This window comes from Nocardia sp. NPDC049737 (genome assembly GCF_040674755.1).
GTDB lineage: Bacteria > Actinomycetota > Actinomycetes > Mycobacteriales > Mycobacteriaceae > Nocardia.
On the sequence record NZ_JBFANH010000032.1, the window covers coordinates 85,862 to 108,358 of the forward strand.

Genomic DNA, 22,497 nt, shown 5'->3' on the forward strand with positions numbered 1-22,497 from the left:
CGCGACCACCTCAGCTGAGCAAATACGATCTGGAGTTCCACCGATGGCCGACAACGACGAGCTACGCCAGTATCTGAAGAAGACCGCGAAGGAGCTCTACCAGACCAAACAGCAACTGCGCGCGCTCACCGACCGGTCGCGGGAACCGATCGCGATCGTCGGTATGGCTTGCCGGTATCCCGGTGGCGTGCGCTCCGCTGAAGACCTGTGGCGGATGACGGCGGACGGTGTGGACGCCATCGGGGACTACCCGGCCGATCGAGGCTGGGACCTGGAACGGCTGTTCAACCCGGATCCCGATGTGCCGAACGGCATTTACACCCGTGACGGTGGGTTCCTCGACGCAATCGGCGAGTTCGACGCGGCCTTCTTCGGGATCGGCCCGCGTGAGGCCGCGGCGATGGATCCGCAGCAGCGCCTGATGTTGGAGGTGTCCTGGGAAGCGTTGGAGGATGCGGGAATCGATCCGGTGTCGTTGCGCGGCAGCGACACCGGCGTCTTCGCCGGAGTCATCCATCAGAACTACGGTCCCCGCATCGGCTCGCCGAATATCACCGCTGAGACCGAAGGCCATGCCTACCTGGGTGTTTCGAACGCTGTGCTGTCCGGGCGGATCGCGTATACGTTCGGGCTCAAAGGTCCGGCGATATCGGTCGACACCGCCTGCTCGTCGTCGCTGGTGGCATTGCATCTGGCGTGCCAGGCCCTGCGGCAGGGCGATACGTCGCTGGCGTTGGCGGGTGGGGTGACCGTCATGTCGGATCCAGCCTTGCTGATCGCATTCGCGCGTCAGCGTGCGTTGTCGCCCGATGCGCGCTGTAAGGCCTTCGCGGCGGCTGCTGATGGAACCGGATTCTCAGAGGGGCTCGGAGTACTTGTGCTGGAGCGTCTTTCGGACGCCCAGCGGCTCGGTCACACCGTGCTTGCGGTGGTGCGTGGGAGTGCTGTCAATCAGGATGGTGCGAGCAACGGCCTGACCGCGCCGAACGGTCCGTCGCAGGAACAAGTGATCGCGTCCGCCTTGGCGAATTCCGGCCTGACCCCGTCGGATATCGACGCGGTAGAGGCGCACGGCACCGGCACGATGCTCGGGGATCCGATCGAGGCGCGGGCACTGATCAGCGCGTATGGCACGCGGCGCGAGAGCGCGCCGTTGCGTTTGGGGTCGTTGAAGTCGAATATCGGTCACACCTCGGCTGCCGCGGGGGTGGGCGGCGTGATCAAAATGGTTCACGCCATGCGGCACGGCGTGCTGCCGAAGACGTTGCACGTGGATGCGCCGACACCGCATGTGGATTGGTCCGCGGGCACGGTGCGGCTGCTGCGGGACAATGAGCCGTGGCCGGTGGGGGATCGGATCCGGCGAGCCGGGGTCTCGTCGTTCGGAGCCAGCGGCACCAATGCCCACCTCATCCTCGAGGAAGCGCCCGCGCCTTCGGTTACCGTGGCGTCGGCGGCCGAATCCGAGCCCGAACCGGCCACGAAATCCGTTGTGGCCGAGGTCGTTCCGCTGTTGATATCAGCCAAGTCCGACGAAGCCCTCCGTGCCCAGGCGGATCGACTGCGGCAGCGGTTGATCGACGATCCCGACGTCGATATGCGGGATATGGCGTATTCCCTGGCGACCTCGCGGGCACAGCTGGACCGTCGCGGTGCGGTCGTGGGACGTGACCGGGACGAACTGCTCGCCGGTCTGGCCGATCTGGCCGCGGGTGCGCACGGCACGATCGAAGGGGATGCCGGTTCCGATAGGACGGCGTTCCTGTTCACGGGGCAGGGTGCGCAGCGGGTTGGTATGGGCGCGGGCCTGTATCAGGCGTTCCCGGTGTTCGCGGAGGCGTTGGACGACGTCTGTGCGCAGTTCGATCCGCTGTTGGGTCGTTCGCTGAAAGAGCTGATGTTCGCCGACGCCGAGGGGGTGTTGGATCGGACCGAATGCACCCAACCAGCGTTGTTCGCGTTCGAGGTGGCGTTGTTCCGGCTGATCGAATCATTCGGTGTCACACCGGATGCGCTGATCGGGCATTCGATCGGTGAGTTGGCGGCGGCGTATGTGGCAGGGGTGTGGTCGATTTCGGACGCCTGCACGCTGGTGGCGGCGCGCGGCCGGTTGATGGGTGCCCTGCCGGTGGGCGGCGCGATGCTCGCGGTGGCGATCGGCGAGGGACGAGCTGTCGATATCGTCGCCGATTTCGCCGACCGGGTGTCGATCGCGGCGGTCAACGGTCCGTCGTCGACGGTGTTGTCCGGGGACGTCGATGCCATCGGTGAGATCGAGCGGCTGCTGTCCGCCGAGGGTGTGAAGACGAATCGGTTGCGGGTGAGTCATGCGTTCCACTCGGCGCGGATGGAACCGATGTTGGCCGAGTTCCGTTCGGTCGCCGCAGGATTGACGTATCGCGAGCCGTCGCTGCCGATCGTTTCGAATGTTTCGGCGGTCGTGGTCGCTGCGGAGCTGACCGATCCTGAGTACTGGGTCGAGCAGGTGCGGGGGTGTGTCCGGTTCGCGCCGGGGATCGATGTCCTGGTCGAGGCCGGTGTGCGGCGGTTCGTGGAGATCGGACCGGATGCGGTGCTGGCGGCAATGACGCGTGGCTGTCTGGCCGAGCACCCGGAGGTCGAGTCGGTGTCGTCGGTGGCGGCGGCTGCTCGGCGGTCGGTCGATGAGGTTGAGCAGTTCGTCACTGCCATGGCGCAGGTTCATGTCGCGGGTGCGCGAGTGGACTGGCGTGCGTTGTTCGCCGGGCGTGTGGCGCATCGGATTCCGTTGCCCACCTATGCCTTCCAGCGTCGCCGTTTCTGGTTGTCGGGCGCCCTCGACGCATCGCCGTCGTCGACGGATCATCCGATCCTGACCGGTGTGGTCGGGTTGGCCGGTACCGACGAATGGTTGTTGACCGGCCGGTTCTCGCTGCGTACTCACCCGTGGATCGCCGATCACATGACCTACGGCGTGGTGGTCGTGCCGAGCGCGACGTTCATCGAGTTCCTCCTCGTCGCGGGTCGCCGGATCGGTTGCGGGGTGGTCGAGGAGCTCACCTTGCAGGCGCCGATTCTGCCGACGGCGGGTGACGAGGTCGAGTTGCAGGTGCTGGTGCAGGCGGCGGACGACTCCGGGCGGCGTCCGTTCGAGTTCTATTTCCGCAAGTCTTCCGATGCCGAATGGATCCACAACGCCACCGGTGTGCTCGGTGCTCGGTGGGATGGTGATTCGGCGCTGGTGTCGCGGCTACGGGAGGAGCAGTGGCCGCCGGTCGACGCCGAGGCTGTGGACAGTGCGGGGCTGCCGGAGCGGATCGCGAAGCTCGCCGGGCTCGAGTACGGTCCGGCGTTCGTCGGCGTGCGCGCCGCGTGGCGACGCGACGACACGGTCTTCTCCGAGATCGTGCTGGACACCGATGCGGCGCCGGAGCCGGGACGGCACGACCTGCATCCCGCCCTGCTGGATATGGTCATGCACGCGGGGTTCGCCGGGTTGCTGTGGCGCGATGGGGATTCCGATCCCGATACCGGCAGGCTGCTTTTCCGGTGGGGCGGTGCACGTTTCCACGAGTCGACAACGGATGAGGTGACCTCGCTTCGGGTCATCGCGGTCGCGACCGGACCCGAGACCGTGTCGGTCGCGGCGGTCGATCCGGACGGTACTGCGATCGTGTCGGTCGACGCGGTGGTGATGCGTCCCTATGACGTGCAGGAATTCCGGAGCAGTCTCGTCGGTGACGAGGCGGGCCTGTACCAGGTGCGCTGGGAGCCCACCGCGGAATCGGTCGCGGCAGTCGACCGATCCGCACCGGCCATGGCGGTGCTCGGGGACACGACGGTGGCGGGGATAGGCCCGAAATACGTGTCGGTCGCCGATGTCGTTGCGGCCGAGGATATTCCCGGTGTTGTGGTGTGGCGGGCGAGCGCGCCTTTCAGGGAAGGTCCGGGATCGGTGCGGGCAAGCGTGCACGGCGCGTTGGCGACGGTGCGGTCCTTGCTCGCCGAGGAACGTCTGTCCGATGTCCGGCTGGTCGTGGTGACGACAGGTGCCGTCGGGTTGCCCGAGGAGGCTCCGGATCCGGGCGCGGCGGCGGTCTGGGGATTGGTGCGCAGTGCGCAGTCCGAGCATCCCGGACGGTTCGTCCTCGTCGACGAGGATCCGGCGCGGCCGCTCGATGCGGACCGCATCGGCGCGGTATTGCGGTCGGGCGAGCCGCAGACCGCGGTCCGAGGTGAAGAGATTCTGGTTCCTCGGATGGTGCGCGCGTCCGCTTCCGTGGACCCGGGGGCGCGGTCGTCGTTCGGGGATGGGACGGTGCTGATCACCGGCGGTACGGGTGGACTCGGTGCGTTGTTCGCCCGTCATCTCGTTGCTGAGCACGGTGTGCGCGGTCTGGTATTGACGTCACGTCGAGGATCCGACGCGCCCGGTGCCGCCGAGCTGGCCGCCGAATTGACGCGGGCCGGCGCCGAGGTTCGGGTCGTCGCGTGCGATGTCGCCGATCGCGACGCGGTGCGGAACCTGCTGGATTCGATCGCCGGACTGACCGCTGTCGTGCACACCGCGGGAATTCTGGACGACGGCACCGTCGAGTCGCTGACCGCTGATCAGGTGGACCGGGTGCTGGCACCGAAGGTCGACGGCGCATGGCATCTGGACGAGCTGACTCGTGGTTTGAATCTGTCCGCGTTCGTGGTGTTCTCGTCGATCGCGACGGTGCTCGGGTCATCGGGGCAGGGCAACTACGCCGCGGCGAACGGTTTCCTGGACGCGCTGGCGCAGCGGCGGCGGGCTGCGGGGTTGGCCGCTACGTCGCTGGCGTGGGGGCCGTGGAACCAGGGCAGCGGTATGACCGGTGGCTTGGACCGCGCCGCCCTGGCGCGGTGGGATCGCCTGGGACTGAGCCCGCTCGAAAGTGCGGAAGGGACGCGCCTTTTCGGCGAAGCGCTCGCTCACTCGGATGCGCGTCCGGCTCCGATCCGCTTCGACGCGAGTGTCTTGCGTCGCGAGTCCGATGTCGACGCGGTTCCGGCGGTGCTGCGTGGATTCGTGCGGCGTTCGACGCGCCTGACGCAACAGGCGGCGGTCGCCGCGGCGGCAGGCTCGCTGGCCGCCCGGTTGGCGGGTGTGCCACAAGCGCGGCGTGGCGAGGTGGTGTTGGAGGTCGTGCTCACAGCGGCGGCGGCAGTGCTTGGGCATGATTCGGCCGCCGACATCCGACCCGACCAGCGCTTCGACGAGATCGGTTTCGATTCGCTGGGTGGCGTGGAATTCCGGAACCGGCTCGGCAAGGCCACCGGCCTGCAGTTGCCGTCGACGCTGGTGTTCGATTATCCGACGCCGGCGGCGGTGGCGAAGCTGGTGCAGTCCCGCGTCGAGCCGACAGTGGGCGAACCCGTCAAGAATGTTGTCCGCCGGGTCCGGGCGGACGAGCCGATCGCGATCGTCGGCATGGCCTGCCAGTTCCCCGGCGGCGTCGAATCACCGAAGCAGCTATGGGATCTCGTTGCCTCCGGGACCGACGCGACCGGCGATTTCCCGTCGGATCGGGGCTGGGATCTGGAGCGGCTGTTCGATTCGAATCCGGACAAGCCCGGTACTGTTTACACCCGGCGCGGCGGATTCCTTTACAGCGCAGGCGATTTCGACGCAGGATTCTTTGGGATCGGTCCCAAGGAAGCCTCCGCGATGGACCCGCAGCAACGTCTGCTGCTGGAGGTGTCCTGGGAAGCTCTGGAAGACGCGGGCATCGATCCGGTGTCGTTGCGGGGCAGCGACACCGGCGTGTATGTCGGCGCGGGCTACTCGGGCTACGTCGATCGGGTGGCCGGTGACCTGGAGGGCTACCGGCTCACCGGCACCACGAGCAGCGTGATGTCCGGACGGGTGGCCTACGTCCTCGGTCTCGAAGGCCCGGCGGTCACCGTGGACACCGCATGCTCGTCGTCGCTGGTATCGCTGCATCTGGCCTGCCAAGCGCTGCGTCAAGGGGAGAGCTCGCTGGCGCTGGCGAGCGGTGTGACGGTCGCGGCCAGTCCTTACCTCTACGTCGATTTCGCTCGGCAGCGCGGTCTCTCGCCCGATGGCCGTTGCAAGGCCTTCTCGGCCGCTGCCGACGGCGTCGCCTTCTCCGAGGGAGTCGGTGTGCTGGTGCTGGAGCGGCTCTCCGATGCAAAGCGCCTGGGGCACAACGTCCTCGCCCTCGTGCGCGGAACGGCGGTGAACCAGGACGGCGCGAGCAATGGTTTGACCGCGCCAAATGGTCCGTCACAGGAGCGGGTGATCGCGGCGGCGCTGGCGAATGCCGGGCTCGAGCCAGCGGACATCGACGCGGTGGAGGCGCACGGCACCGGCACGACGTTGGGTGATCCGATCGAAGCCCAGGCGCTGATCGCTGCGTATGGGCAGGACCGTGCGGGACAACCGCTGCGGATCGGATCGATCAAGTCGAATATCGGCCATACCGTCGCCGCGGCAGGTGTCGGTGGCGTGATCAAGATGGTGCAGGCGCTGCGACACGAAACCCTGCCGAAGACACTGCATGCGGACGAGCCGAGCCCACACGTGGACTGGTCCGCGGGCGATGTCCAGCTGTTGACCGAGGCCCAGCCGTGGCCTGCCGGTGGACGAGTCCGGCGAGCGGGCGTGTCGTCGTTCGGTGTCAGCGGCACCAACGCGCACGCGATCCTCGAGGAAGCGCCGGTCCCACAGTCGGTCGGCTCGCCACCGGCCGCCGACCGTCCACGCACGATGGTGCCGTGGCTGGTGTCGGCCAAGAATGAGACCGCGCTGCGAGGACAGGCGGCGAAACTCCGACAGTGGCTCATCGATAACCCGGACGCCGATCCGGCGGATGTGGCGTATTCGCTCGTGACGACACGGGCGCAGCACGAGTCGCGGGCGGCGGTCCTGGGCGGTGATCGCGACGAACTGCTGGCGCGGCTGGCGCGTCTGATCGCCGGAACCTCCTCGGCCGGAGTGGTGTCCGGCACGGTGGGCTCCGGGAAGACCGCCTTCCTGTTCACCGGTCAGGGCGCGCAGCGGATCGGTATGGGCGCGGGTCTCGCCGAGGCCTTCCCGGTATTCGCCGCGGCACTGGACGAGGTGTGCGCCCAGTTCGATCCGCGACTCGGATGTTCCCTGAAGCAGGCGATGTTCACCGGTCACCTGATCGACGATCATGGGGTCGCCGCGGAAACCGGGATGCTGGATCGCACACGATTGACCCAGCCCGCACTGTTCGCGTTCGAGGTGGCGCTGTATCGGCTGTTGGAGTCGTTCGGAGTTGTTCCGGATGTGGTGATCGGGCACTCGATCGGTGAACTGGCCGCGGCGTATGTGGCCGGTGTGTGGTCACTGGAGGACGCATGCGCGCTGGTCGCGGCGCGAGGGCGGCTGATGGATGCGCTGCCGGCAGGCGGCGCGATGCTCGCGGTCGCCGCGTCCGAGGCAGACGTTCGCGCGGCGATCGCCGGATTCGGTGATCGGGTGTCGGTGGCGGCGGTGAATGCGCCTGCGGCCGTGGTGATCTCGGGTGACGATGACGCCGTCGACCAGATCGATCGGCAGTTCGCCGAACGGGGTCGCAAGACGAGCCGGTTGCGGGTGTCGCATGCGTTCCATTCCCATCGGATGGAGCCGATGCTGGCCGAGTTCGAGACCCTCGTTGCGGCAGTGACCTGCAACGCCCCCCGGATTCCATTGGTGTCCAACATTTCTGGCCGGATCGCCGACGACGAGATCCTGGATCCGAAGTACTGGGCGGCGCAGGTGCGCGCCGCGGTGCGTTTCGCGCCCGGCGTCGAGACGCTGGTGGCCTCGGGCGTGCGCCGTTTCCTCGAAGTCGGACCCGACGCGGTGCTCGCGGCGATGACGCGGCAGACGCTTGCCGAGGACGTCGAGGCTCGATCTGTGGTGGCCGCGGCGACCCGCCGGGATCACGACGAGGTAGAGCAGTTCCTCACGATGCTCGGCCAGGCGCATACCGCAGGGGTTGCCGTCGACTGGGACGGGTTGTTCAGCACCCTCCAGGTATCCCGAATCGCCTTGCCCACCTATGCCTTCGAACATCGGCGGTACTGGCTCGAACCCGGCCGCGGGGAGGCCAGGAATGTGTCGGAGCATTCGCTGCTCACCGATGTGGTTCGGGTGGCCGACCGTGACGAGTGGCTGTTTTCGGGACGGCTCTCGCTGCGCACCCATCCATGGATCGCCGACCACACCACCTACGGTGTGGTGCTCGTCCCGAGCGCCGCGCTCATGGAGATGCTGTTGGTCGCGGGCAGGCGAATCGGTTGCGACGCCGTCGAAGAGCTCACCCTCGAGTCGCCGATCCTCCCGCCGCCAGACGGCGATGTCGAACTCCAGGTACTGGTGCGGGAACCGGATCCCACGGGACGTCGATCGTTCACATTCCACTACCGCCTGACCGACACCGCCGACGGTGAGTGGACGCGCAATGCCAGCGGCGTGATGAGCGGTCAACAGCTGCTCGACATCGGACTCGTGGACATGCTGCGCAACGGGCCGTGGCCGCCGATCGATGCCGAACCGGTGGACGCCGACTGGATTCCGGCCCAGGTGGCGCGTGTCGCCGGACTGGAATACGGTGCCTCGTTCATCGGCATCGACGCCGCATGGCGCAGTGGCGACACGATGTTCTCCCAGGTCACGCTGAATGAGGAAGTCTCGGCCGAACGGTTCCAGCTGCATCCGGCGCTGTTCGATATGGCACTACATGCCGGACTCGTCGGTTTGATCTGGTCTGACGACAAGGGCAATCCCGCCGAGGGCAAACTCTTGTTCCGCTGGGGCGCGACGCAATTCCACACCACGTCCAAGGTCACGACATTGCGGGTGATGGCTATCCAGCGCAGCGGTGAGGCGATCACCGTCGTGGCGGTCGACCAGGACGGAAACCCGGTGGTTTCCGTCGATGAAGTGGTCATGCGCTCCTACGACGTCCAGCAGTTCCGGGCCACGCTGTCGGGTGGACGTGCGGCCCGGTATGCGTTGCGCTGGGCAGCGGTCGAGACGCCTGACGGAATCATCCGGCGCGGCAGCACAGCCGTGCTCGGAACCACGCAGGTGCCCGGCATCGCTGAGCGGTACCTGGATCTGGCGGCGCTCGCTGCGGCTCCGACCGTCCCGGATGTCGTTGTCTGGTCCGAATTCACTGCACCGCACGGTGATTCGCGCTCGTCCGTGAGTGATCGAGTGAAGGTTGCCCTGCGCATGGTGAACGGCTGGCTGGCCGACGAGCGATTCGCACGGTCGCAGCTGGTTGTGGTGACCGGACGGGCGGCGGCGTTGCCCGATGAGGCGCCCGATACCGCATCGGCTGCGGTATCGGGGCTGATACGTAGCGCGCAAACCGAATATCCGGAGCGGATCGTACTGCTCGACGCGGACGAATCCGTTGGTGCGCGGCATATTTCGACCGACTTCATTCGAGCCGCGATCACGACCGGAGAACCGCAGCTGGCCCTGCGGGGCGACCTGGTCCTGGCACCACGGCTGGAGGCGGTGACATCCGCTGCGGCCGAGCCGGTTTCGTTCGGGACCGGGACCGTGCTGATCACCGGTGGAACCGGAGGATTGGGTGCGCTGCTGTCCAGGCACCTGGTCACCGCGCACGGCGTGCGACGGCTACTGCTGGTATCTCGCCGTGGCGAGCGTGCCGACGGCGCAACGGAACTCGCGGCGGAGCTGTCCGGACTCGGTGCCCAGGTGCGGATCGCCGCCTGCGATGTCACCGACCGCGACGCGCTTCGAGATCTGCTGTCGGGCCTGCCCGCGCAATTCCCGCTCACCGGTGTCGTACACACCGCGGGCGTGCTCGACGACGCCACGTTCCACACCCTCTCCGATGATCAGGTCGATCGGGTGTTCGCTCCCAAGGCCGATGCGGCGTGGCATCTGCACGAGCTCACCCGGGACATGAATCTGTCGGCGTTCGTGATGTTCTCCTCGATCGCCGGAATGATCGGTTCGGCCGGTCAAGCGAATTACGCTGCCGCGAACAGCTTCCTGGACGCCCTCGCGGTGCGACGCCGCGCCGAAGGACTACCGGCCCTCGCGCTCGCCTGGGGTCCGTGGCAGCAGGACATCGGCATGACCGGCGCTCTGGATCACACCGCCATGGGCCGATTGGAGCGATTCGGGCTTGCCCCGCTGAACCGCACCGACGGCCTGCGGTTGTTCGACGAATCGCTGACCACGGCGGAACCGGTGTCGGCGCTGATGCACCTGGATACCGACAAACTGCGCTTGGAAGCGCATACCGGTGCGGTCCCGGCGGCGCTGCGCGGGTTCGTTCGCGCACGCGGCCGGGCGGCCACGACATCGAGTGATGGACCGTCGCTCGGGGAGCGTCTGCACGGTGTGGCGGAGGCGAAGCGACGTGGGGTCGTCCTGGACCTGGTGCGCGAACACGTGGCGACGGTGCTGGGTTACGGGTCGGTCGACGACATCGGACCCGATCGCGGCTTCGACGAACTCGGCTTCGATTCCCTCGGCGGGGTCGAGTTCCGCAACCGGCTTTCCAAGGCTACGGGGCTCTCGCTGCCCTCGACCCTGGTGTTCGACTACCCCACCGCGGGAGATATCGCCGACTACTTGCTGGCGCAGACCGTGGTGACGGCACCCGCGCAACCGACATCGACGGTGCCCGACGACATCGCGCGGCTCGAGGCGATGCTCGAGCGGATTATCGCGGGCGGCAGCGACGACGAGACCGTCGCCGGATTGCGGGGCGTCAACGAGCGCCTGCGCGACTATCTGACCGGCAAGTCGCCGGAAGGCGACTACGACGACCTCGAATTGCATTCCGATAGTGAGCTTTTCGACCTGATCGACGAGGAGTTTGGTCCAGCATGAGCAACCCCGGCACCAGCAACGAGGAACGTCTCAGCCGGTATCTGCGCAAGCTCACCGGAGACCTCCGAACCGCCAAGAAGCACATCCAGCACCTGGAAGACCGTGCCAGCGAACCGATCGCGATCGTGGGCATGAGCTGTCGGTACCCGGGCGGCGTCGAAACTCCGGCGCAGCTGTGGGAGTTGGTGGCCTCCAGCACCGACGCCATCGGTCCTTTTCCGGCCGACCGCGGCTGGGACCTCGAGCGTCTGTTCGACACCGATCCCGATCGGCCGGGGACCATCTACACCCGGGAAGGCGGATTCCTGGACTCGGCAGGCGATTTCGATCCGGGATTCTTCGGAATAGCTCCGCGCGAGGCCGCGGCGATGGATCCGCAGCAGCGCCTTTTTCTGGAAGCGGCATGGGAGGCATTGGAGGATGCCGGTATCGATCCGACGTCGCTGCGCGGAGGTGACACCGGTGTGTTCGCGGGCGTGATCCACCAGGACTACGGCCCGCGCGTGGGTTCGCCGGGTCTGACAGCCGAGGCGGAAGGCCATGCCTACGCGGGTGTTTCGGCCAGCGTCCTATCCGGGCGCGTCGCCTTCACCTTCGGTTTCAAAGGTCCGACGCTCTCGGTGGACACCGCGTGCTCCTCGTCGTTGGTCGCACTGCACCTCGCCTGTCAGGCACTGCGTCAGGGGGAGACCTCGCTCGCCCTGGTCGGTGGCGTCACGGTGATGTCCGACGCCAGTCTGCTGATCGCTTTCGGTCGGCAGCGTGCGCTGTCCCCGGACGCACGGTGTAAAGCCTTCGCGGCGGCGGCGAACGGGACCGGATTCTCCGAGGGCCTCGGCATGATCGCGGTCGAGCGGTTGTCGGACGCGCGCAGTAAGGGCCATCAGGTCCTCGCGGTCATCCGCGGCAGCGCGGTCAACCAGGACGGGGCCAGCAACCGGCTGACCGCACCGAACGGTCCTTCGCAGGAAAAGGTGATCGCGCAGGCCCTCGCCGCTGCCGGTCTGACGCCCGCCGACATCGACGCGGTCGAAGCGCACGGCACCGGCACCAGCCTCGGTGACCCGATCGAGGCGCAGGCGCTGATCGCCGCCTATGGTCGCGATCGCGCTGGAGATCCGTTGCGGATCGGCTCGCTGAAGTCGAATATCGGGCACACCTCCGCCGCCGCCGGCATCGGCGGTGTGATCAAGATGGTGCAGGCGCTGCGACACGAAACGTTGCCCGCGACGCTGCATGTCGATGCCCCGACCCCGCACGTCGACTGGTCGGCGGGAGCGGTGCGGCTGCTCACCGAGGCAGAACCGTGGCCCGCGGGCGAGCGGGTGCGTCGCGCCGGTGTGTCCTCCTTCGGAGCCAGCGGTACCAACGCCCACGTGATTCTGGAAGAGGCCCCCGCGCCGGAGCAGGTCCCGGTCGAACCGGCGGACGATGCCACCGATCGTGGTGCGAAGACAGTGGCTTCCGGTGTCTGCCCATGGTTCGTATCGGCGAAAACCGAAGAGGGCCTGCGTGCGCAGGCAGCCAAACTGCTGGACTGGGCGACCGAACACCCTGACCTGACGGTCGACGACATCGGCTATTCACTGTTGACGACCCGTGCCCGGTTGGAATGGCGCGGCTCGGTAGCGGGCGGCGAACGGGACACGATGCTCGCCGGACTGGCAGCGCTCGCGGAACACGGATCGGCGTGCACCGCCAGCGGCGTCACCACCGGGAGGGCGGTGACACGCAAGACAGCCTTCTTGTGCACCGGGCAGGGCGCACAGCGGGTCGGGATGGGACGTGAACTGTACGAGGCGTTCCCGGTGTTCGCTGCCGCGTTGGACGAGGTGTGCGAGCAGTTCGATCCACTGCTCGGCGGGTCGTTGAAGCTGTTGATGTTCACCGGTCGGCCCGCCGGTGGCAGCCCCGACAGTGCTGATGCCGGTGTGCTGGATCGGACGGAGTTCACCCAGCCCGCGCTTTTCGCGTACGAAGTCGCGCTGTACCGACTCCTGGACTCGTTCGGTGTGACACCCGATGTCCTGGTCGGACATTCGATCGGTGAGCTGGCCGCCGCGTACATCGCCGGGGTGTGGTCGCTAGCGGATGCGTGCCGTTTGGTCGCGGCGCGTGGTCGCCTCATGGGGCAGCTGCCCGAAGGTGGCGCGATGCTGGCTGTCGCGGCGAGCGAGCACGAGGTATCCGAGGTGCTGGTCGACGATCGAGTATCCATTGCCGCGGTGAATTCGCCGGTAGCCGTGGTGGTTTCCGGTGACGAGGACGCGGTCGATGCGCTCGATCAGCGGTTCGCCGACCGCGGGCGCAGGACCTCGCGGCTGCGGGTGTCGCATGCGTTCCATTCCCATCGGATGGAGCCGATGCTGGCCGAATTCGAGTCTGTCGCAAGGAATGTGACCTACCACCGCTCGCAGATTCCCCTGGTCTCGAACCTGTCCGGCCGGATCACCGGAGATGAAGTGCTCGAACCCTCCTACTGGGTCCAGCAGGTGCGGGAGGCGGTTCAATTCGCCAGGGGCATAGACACTCTGGTGGCCTCGGGCGTGCGCCGCTTCCTGGAAGTCGGTCCGGACGCGGCGCTGACCGCAATGACCCGCCAGTGCCTGCCGGAAGAAATCGAATCGCAGGTTTCCGTAATCGCGTCCGCACGCCGCGGCCGCGCGGAGATCGAGCAGTTCGTGAACTGCCTGACGCACGCGCACACGGTCGGGGTCGACGTCGACTGGAGCGCGTTCTTCACCGCCCGCCCGGTCTCGCGAGTGTCCTTGCCCACCTATGCTTTCCAGCGCCGTCGCTACTGGCTCCAGCCCTCGCATGGCACCGCCGGAATCGAATCCGCGGGATTGGCTGTGGTGGAACACCCCCTGCTGGATGCGGTCGTGCCGATGGTCGATGGTGGCGTCGTCCTGACCGGGCACCTGTCACCGCTGTCGCAGCCGTGGTTGGCCGACCACGTCATCGGCGGGGTCATATTGCTGCCGGGGACGGGGTTCGTGGAGTTGGCGCTGCGTGCCGGGGCCGAAGCCGGGTGCCCGGCGATCGAGGAATTGACACTGCGAGCGCCGCTGGTGCTGCCCGCGTCCGGCGGCGTGCGGATCCAGGTCGTCGTCGGCGCACCCGACGTCGAGTCGCCGCGGCGGCCGATATCGGTGTACTCCCGTGGCGAGCACGACCCTGACGGGCCGTGGGAACTGCACGCGCACGGCGTGCTGACCACCGGAATCGACACCATCGCACCCGAACCCGTGGCGTGGCCGCCCGCCGCAGCCACCGGTGTCGATGTCGCGTACTCGAAGTTCTTGACGCGGGATTACGGACTGGGACCTGCCTTTCAGGGTGTGCGGGGATTGTGGCGGCGTGGCGACGAGGTTTTCGCCGAGATCGCCGTCGATGCCGACACCGGGGTGCGGGCCGAGGGATTCGGCATCCATCCGGCACTGCTGGACGCGACGCTCCAGGCGGGACTGCTGGCCGATGTGCTCGAGATCGGCGCGGGGCAGGTGATGTTGCCGTTCTCATGGGAGTCGGTGTCGCTGTACGCGACCGAGGCATCGGTATTGCGCGCGCATGTGACGGCGGCCGGTTCGTCGGTATCGGTAAGGGTGACCGACGAAGTGGGCCTGCCGGTGTTGTCCGGGTCGGTCACGATGCGGCCGATGCCACTGGAACAGCTCGCCGCCGCGGGTGCGAGCCGCGGGGCCGATCCGGTGCTCGAGGTGGTGTGGTCGCCGACCGCACCGGAGTCGGATCCGGAATCACCGGCACTGCCCGTGGTGGTGGTCGAGGCGGGGGCCGGGTGGAACGGCACGACGGGCACTGATGTGGTGGCCGGTACGGATACCGAGGTCGTACGGATTCTCGAGCTGGTGCAGGAGTGGCTGGCGCGGGATCGGTTCGCGACGAACACATTGCTGATCGCCACGCGCGGCGCGGTGGCGCTGCCCGGTGAACACCTCACTGATCTCGCCGGTGCCGCGGTATGGGGTCTGGTGCGTGCCGCGCAGGCGGAGGGTTCGGGTCGGATCATCCTGGTGGACGCGGACATTCGCGTCGACGAGCGACTCGCGGCCGCCATCGCGGCGGTGGGCGAACCTCAGGTGGTCGTGCGCGCCAGTGTCTTCCACACCGCTCGACTCACCCGGCCCGCGACCGCGTCCCCGGAGCGCGGTGCTGCAGCCGCGTTCGGTACCGGGACGGTGCTCATCACCGGCGCCACAGGCGGTTTGGGCGCGGTGGTGGCTCGGCATGTGGTGGTCGAGCACGGGGTGCGGTCGTTGTTGCTGGTGAGTCGCAGCGGCCCGCGCGCCGAAGGTGTGGCGGCGCTGAGCGCCGAACTCGAGCAACTCGGCGCGCAGGTGCGGGTAGTGGCCTGCGATGTCACCGATGCCGACGCGGTGGCCGGATTGCTGGACGAGGTGCCCGCGCAGTGGCCGTTGACGGCGGTGATCCATGCGGCGGGTGTGCTCGACGATGGCGTTATCGCGTCGCTGACCGCGCAGCGGGTGGCGGCGGTGCTCGCGCCGAAGGTCGCCGCCGCCTGGTATCTGCACGAAGCGACGGCGGATCTGGATTTGGCCGCGTTCGTGTTGTTTTCGTCGGTGTCGGGCACGGTCGGTGGTCCGGGTCAGGGCAACTACGCGGCCGCGAATACGTTTCTCGACGGACTGGTCGCGTACCGGCGGGCGCGAGGGCTGACAGGTCAGTCGCTGGCGTGGGGGCCGTGGGCCCGGTCGAGCGGTATGGCCGGGCATCTGGGTGCGGCCGATATGGCGCGGATGAATCGTGGCGGGTTCCAGGCGATCTCGGATGAATCGGCATTGTCGGCCTGGGACGCGGTGCTCGCACGGGACGCCGCGCACGCGGTGATCGCCGCGGTGGATACCGCCGCGATCCGCGCGCGAGCCCATGCCGGACTGCTGCCACCGCTGCTACGGGAGCTGGCGCCGGCGACGACTCGCCGCCCTGCGGTCCCGGCGGCGATGTCTGGTCTGCGGCAACAGCTCGCGGTTCTGGACGCCGATCGGCGGCCTCAGGTGGTGCTCGATTCGGTGCGCACCCACGTCGCGTCCGTGCTCGGCCACGACGCGGCGTCCGCGATCGGCCCCGATCGCGCCTTCCAAGAGCTGGGGTTCGATTCGCTCAGCGCGGTGGAGCTGCGCAATCGGCTCGAGGCCGCCACCGGCCTTTCCTTATCGGCCGCGGTGGTTTTCGACTACCCGACCCCGGCCGCACTCGCCGACCATCTCCTCGAACAACTCACCGAAGAGCGAGTGGAAACCAAGACCCGCTCGATCGACGCGGTATTCGAGGAATTGGAATCCGCTCTCGCCGGCGGAAATTGGGGCGAATCGGAAAAGGCTCGAATCGTGTCCCATTTGCAGTCCATCACGACGAGCTGGACCGCTCGACTGGACACCGACGGCGCTTTCCGCGAAGACGATATCGAAGACGCTTCCGAAATGGAGCTCTACGCGATTCTGGACAGAGAACTGGATGCCTGAGCAGATGGCCGACGATAAAAAGCACCTGGATTACCTGAAGCGTCTCACCGTTGATCTGCGCCAGGCTCGCAAGCGCCTGCGGGAAGTCGAAGATCAGAGGTTCGAGCCGATCGCGGTCGTGGGTATGGGGTGCCGGTTCCCGGGTGGCGTGGCGTCCCCGGAGGGCTTGTGGCACTTGGTTTCGGAAGGCATCGATGCCATTGGTGAGTTCCCGGCCGACCGCGGCTGGGACGACGGCATCTACGACCCGGACCCGGAAGCCAAGGGCAAGTCGTACACGCGATCGGGCGGATTCCTCTACGACGCGGCCGAATTCGACGCGGGCTTCTTCGGGATAGGCCCGCGTGAGGCGCTGGCGATGGACCCGCAGCAGCGGCTCCTGCTGGAGACATCCTGGGAGGCGCTCGAACGAGCCGGTATCGACCCGTCGACGTTGCGGGGCTCCGACACCGGTGTGTTCGCCGGCGCGTCGCATGGCGAGTACACCGATCTGCTGCGCGAGGGTCCGGTGGATCTGCGCGGCTACCTGCTGACCGGCACGACGGGCAGCGTGCTCTCGGGGCGCGTCGCCTACACGCTGGGTCTGGAAGGCCCGGCGGTATCGGTCGACACGGCGTGTTCGTCGTCGCTGGTCGCGGTCCACCTGGCGGTGCAGTCGTTGCGCTCGGGGGAGTGCGCGATGGCGTTGGCCGGTGGCGTGACGGTCATGGGCTCGCCCGGTATGTTCGTGGAGTTTTCGCGCCAGCGGGGCCTGGCGGTCGACGGACGGTGCAAGTCCTTCGCGGCGTCGGCGGACGGTACGAGCTGGTCCGAAGGCGTGGGAATGCTGGTGCTGGAGCGGCTTTCGGACGCACGGCGACTCGGGCATCGGGTGTCGGCGGTAATCCGGGGATCGGCGATCAACCAGGACGGCGCGTCCAATGGGTTGACCGTGCCGAACGGTCCCGCGCAGCAGCGGGTGATCCGCACGGCGCTGGCCAATGCGCGGCTGACGACCGGTGACGTGGATGTGGTGGAGGCCCACGGCACCGGCACGGTGCTGGGTGATCCGATCGAGGCGCAGGCGCTGTTGTCCACCTACGGACAGGACCGGGATCCGGGCCGTCCGCTGTGGCTGGGCTCGCTGAAGTCCAATATCGGCCATTCGGTGGCCGCGGCCGGCGTGGGCGGCATGATCAAGATGATCATGGCCATGCGGCACGGGGTAATGCCCCCGACCCTGCATGTCGACGAGCCCACCCCACGGGTGGACTGGTCGGCCGGAGCGGTCGAACTGCTGACCCGGCAACGGGATTGGCCGCAGGACCCGGAGCGGCCACGCCGTGCTGCGGTGTCCTCCTTCGGTATCGGCGGCACCAACGCGCACGTCATCCTCGAAGACGTATCCGCCGTCGAGCCGGTCGAATTCGAGGATGGCGCGACCTCCGACAGTGCCGGACGCGCTGCCCCGGTGGTGGTGCCGTGGGTGGTGTCGGCGAAGTCGGAGGCCGCGTTGCGGGCGCAGGCCGCGCGATTGCACGAGTTCGTGGCCGCGGATCCCGCCCTGTCGCCGTCCGAGGTGGCGTATTCGCTGGTATCGACTCGCGCGGTATTCGACCACCGGGCCGTGGTCGTGGGCGACGACCGTGCCGACCTGCTGGGCCGACTGAGCACGGTGGCGGCTGGAGCGCCCGGCCCCGGTGTCGTGTCCGGCGATGGGTCGACCGCGCGGGTGGGTGTGATGTTCGCCGGGCAGGGATCGCAGCGGGCGGGCATGGGCCAGCAGCTGTACCGGCGGTTCCCGGTGTACGCCGAGGCGTTCGACCGGATATGCGCGCAGCTGGACCCGCTGCTCGGACTTTCGCTGCGGGAGGCGATCAGCGACGGAACGGAGCTGGAACAGACCCGGCTGACCCAACCTGCGCTGTTCGCCATCGAGGTGGCGTTGTATCGCCTGCTCGAATCATGCGGTGTCACACCGGAAGTCGTCTTCGGGCATTCGATCGGTGAGATCGCCGCCGCGCATGTCGCCGGCGTGCTGAACCTGGCGGATGCCTGCACGCTGGTCGCGGCGCGCGGTCGGTTGATGCAGGAATTGCCCACCGGCGCAGCGATGCTCGCGGTGCAGGCCAGCGAGGAGGAGATCACCGCACTGCTGGACGGGCTCGACGGGGTGGATGTGGCCGCGGTCAACGGCCCGGCGGCCGTGGTGGTCTCCGGTCGCGAGGACGCGGTGGACGACCTCGCCGAGCGGCTGCGAGCGGACGGGCGGCGCGTCAAGCGGCTACGGGTCAGCCATGCGTTCCATTCCTCGTTGATGGAACCGATGTTGGCGCGGTTCACCGAAGTGGTCGAGCGGCTGCGGTTCGATCCGCCTCGGATTCCGGTGATCTCGACGGTGACCGGTGCGGTGGCGGATCCCCAGCTGTGGTGCTCGGCGCAGTACTGGGTCGATCAGGTGCGCCGCCCGGTGCGGTTCGCCGACGCCGCGGCGGCGGCTTGGGCGCGGGGCGTGAACACCTTCGTGGAGGTGGGCCCCGACGGGGTGCTGTCGGCCATGGCGGCCGAATGCCTGCCGGAGGACGCGACCACCGTCGCGGTCTTGCACCCCGAGCGCGGCGAACCCGCCGAGATACTCACCGCGTTGGCGCGGTTGTTCGTGCGGGCGGTGCCGGTGCGCTGGAACGCCGCGGTGTTCGCGGGAGCCGAGGCGGCGGTGGTGGAACTGCCGACGTATGCCTTCGACCGCCAACACTATTGGCTCGAACCTTCGCGCCGAGCCGGTGTCGACAGCGCGAACCGCGACGCGGACTCGGTGTCGGAGTCATTGTTCGGTGTGGAGTGGGTCGCTGGTCCGCATTCGTCGGCGGTGGTCGACCCGAACCGGGTGGCAGTGTCGGGCGATCTCGCGGTACTGATTGCCGACTTGGATGCGGCCGAGGATGCGGTTGTTCCCGAGGTCGTGTTGTTCGAGTGCCCCGAGTTCGATGGTGCGCCGCCGGAGGTGGCGCGACAGGTCGTGACCGGTGTCCTCGACGCGGTCCAAGTGTGGTTGAGCGATGTGCGTTTCGCGGACTCTCGCCTCGTTGTGGTGACGAGAAATGCTGTTTCCGTGGATGTTTCCGAGCCCGTGAACTTGGGGCAGGCCCCGGTGTGGGGTTTGGTGCGTGCCGCGCAGGCCGAGCACCCGGACCGGTTCCAGCTCCTCGACCTGGATCACCACGTCTTGGACCGGGATCTGGTCTCGGTTGCGGCGCTGGCGACGGAACCGGAGGTTGCGCTACGCGGCACGACCCGGCTGGTACCACGGCTCAGTCACCATGCGGTTGGCGAGGCTGTCAGGCTGGAAGAGCCCGGCACCGTGTTGATTACCGGTGGGACCGGTGGTCTCGGTGCGTTGATCGCCCGGCATCTTGTTGTGAATCACGGTGTGGGCCAGCTCGTTTTGACCTCGCGTAGGGGTTTGGACGCTCCGGGGGCGGCGGGGTTGCGCGATGAGCTGTCAGAGATCGGTGCGCAGGTACGCATCGTTGCTTGCGATGTGTCCGATCGCAATGCGTTGGCGGCGTTGATCGACAGCATTTCGGACGAGCATCCGTTGATCGGTGTCGTGCATGCGGCGGGCACCGCCGACAACGGCCTGATCGAGTCGATGACCGCGGAGCGGGTCGATTATGTCTTCGCTCCGAAGGCCGATGCGGCATGGCATCTGCACACGCTCACCCGTGATCACTCATTGTCGCTGTTCGTCCTGCTGTCCTCGGCCGGTGGTCTGGTGCTAGCGGCCGGTCAGGCGAATTACGCCGCGGCGAACGTCTTCCTGGATGCCTTGGCCGCGTACCGCCGCGGTGCGGGATTGCCCGCGACCGCTGTGGATTTCGGATTGTGGGCGGCCACCAGCGGCCTCGGAGCCATGCTCTCCGAGGTCGATATCGAGCGGATTCGTCGACAGGGTTTCCCGCCGCTGACCGAGGCCGAGGGTCTGGCGCTGTTCGACGCGGCGATCGCCACCGAATCCGCTCAGGTGGTGGCATTGCGGGTCGATCCGGTCGTACTTCGAACCGGGGGCGAGCAGGTTCCGGCACTGGTCCGTGCGATCGCGCCGAGCCCGGCGCGCGATGACGCCGGAACCCCGGCAGTGGGTCGGGCTCTGCTCGATGAGCAGGCAGTGCTCGACCTCGTTCGATCGGTGGCTGCCGAGGTTCTCGGACACGCCGCCGCGGATGCTGTTGAGCCACAACGGACTTTCCAGGAGCTGGGGTTCGACTCCCTCGGCGCGGTCGAGTTCCGCAAGAAGCTCAATGCCGCGACCGGCCTGAAGCTTCCGGCCACGCTCATTTTCGACTACCCGAACCCGCGGGTTGTCGCCGAGTTCATCGGTTCGCAGCTCGCGGGCACGGCGGCTGTCGACGAGGTCGTGGCCAGCCGGGTTCGCGCTGATGATGATCCGATCGCGATCGTCGCGATGAGTTGCCGGTATCCGGGTGGTGTTTCCGCGCCGGAAGACCTGTGGCAGTTGGTCGCGGACGGCATCGACACGAATGGCGAGCTGCCGGTCGACCGTGGCTGGGATATCGAGGGTCTCTACGACCCGGAACCGGGTGCGGCGGGTAAGACCTACGCGCGCACTGGTGGATTCCTTTATTCGGCAGCCGATTTCGATGCCGACTTCTTCGGTATCAGTCCCAATGAGGCCACCATGATGGATCCGCAGCAGCGGTTGCTGCTGGAGACCTCCTGGGAGGCGCTGGAGCGGTCCGGCGTCGATATGGGTTCGCTGCGCGGCAGTTCGACCGGCGTTTTCACCGGCATGTCCTTTCACGACTATCCGGCCAATGCGAATACCGGATCCATTGCGTCCGGACGAGTTTCGTACGTTTTCGGTTTCGAGGGTCCGGCGGTCACGGTCGATACGGCGTGTTCGTCGTCGTTGGTGGCGATGCATTTGGCTGCGCAGTCGCTGCGGTCGGGTGAGTGTGATCTGGCGTTGGCCGGTGGTGTGACGGTGATGGCCACACCGGAGACCTTCGTGGAATTCAGTCGGCAGCGAGGGTTGGCACCCGATGGGCGGTGCAAGTCCTTCGCCGATGCCGCCGATGGCGTTGGCTGGGCCGAGGGTGTCGGCGTGCTGGTGCTGGAACGGCTTTCCGATGCTCGACGGCATGGACACGAGGTACTGGCGGTCGTCGCCGGTTCCGCCGTGAATCAGGATGGTGCGTCGAATGGTTTGACCGCGCCGAATGGTCCCTCGCAGCGGCGGGTGATCCGCCAAGCCCTCGCCAATGCCGGATTGTCGCCTGCCGAGGTTGACGCGGTGGAGGCCCATGGCACCGGAACGACGTTGGGTGATCCCATTGAAGCCCAGGCGCTGCTTGCTACTTACGGCCAGGATCGGGATGCGGATCGTCCGTTGTGGTTGGGTTCGTTGAAGTCCAATATCGGTCATGCCCAGGCTGCGGCGGGTGTGGGTGGTGTGATCAAGATGGTGATGGCGATGCGCCACGGTGTGCTGCCACGAACGCTGCACGTGGACCAGCCGAGCACCAAAGTCGATTGGACTCGAGGCAATATCGAGTTGTTGACCGAGCCGCAGTCGTGGCCGGAGACGGATCGGCCGCGTCGTGCTGGTGTGTCCTCGTTCGGGATCAGCGGCACCAACGCTCACGTAATCCTGGAGCAGGCTCCGGTGACCGGGGTGCCGGTGGCGCAGGAGGCTCGGGTGGCCAACTCGGCGCCGGTAGTCGAGACGGCTCCGCTGAGTGGGGTCTTGCCCTGGGTGGTTTCGGCGCGTAGTGGTGAGGCTCTTGCTGAGCAGGCCAGGCGTTTGGCATCGCATGTCGGCGACCATGACCTGGATCTGATTGATGTCGGTTTCTCGCTCGTGACTTCGAGAGTGTTGTTTGATCATCGGGCCGTGGTGTTGTCGGCTGAGGGTGATGGTCTGCGGGCTGGTACGCAGGCGTTGGGTCGTGGCGAAACGGTTTCGGGTGTGGTGTCTGGTCGTGTGGTGTCGGGTTCGACGGGGTTGGTGTTTTCGGGTCAGGGTGCGCAGTGGGCGGGTATGGCTGTGGAGTTGCGTGCGTCGTATCCGGTGTTCGCGGAGTGTTTCGATGTGATTGTTGCTGAGTTGGATCCGTTGCTGGGGCAGTCGGT

General features: G+C 67.4%; 3 protein-coding genes. All 3 read left to right on the forward strand.

All coding sequences use genetic code 11. The features are described from left to right. Positions 1–43: 43 nt before the first annotated feature. A complete protein-coding gene (locus tag AB0J47_RS34235) occupies positions 44–10,861 on the forward strand; it encodes a type I polyketide synthase (RefSeq protein ID WP_364355839.1) in 10,818 nt (3,605 codons plus the stop codon). Beyond that, positions 10,858–16,365: a type I polyketide synthase gene (locus tag AB0J47_RS34240; protein ID WP_364355842.1), complete on the forward strand. Its 5,508-nt coding sequence runs from the start codon at positions 10,858–10,860 to the stop codon at positions 16,363–16,365. Before AB0J47_RS34235 ends, AB0J47_RS34240 begins: the two co-directional genes overlap by 4 nt. Beyond that, on the forward strand, positions 16,358–22,497 hold a 6,140-nt coding region (locus tag AB0J47_RS34245), incomplete at its 3' end, for a type I polyketide synthase (protein ID WP_364355845.1). The genes AB0J47_RS34240 and AB0J47_RS34245, both read left to right, overlap by 8 nt.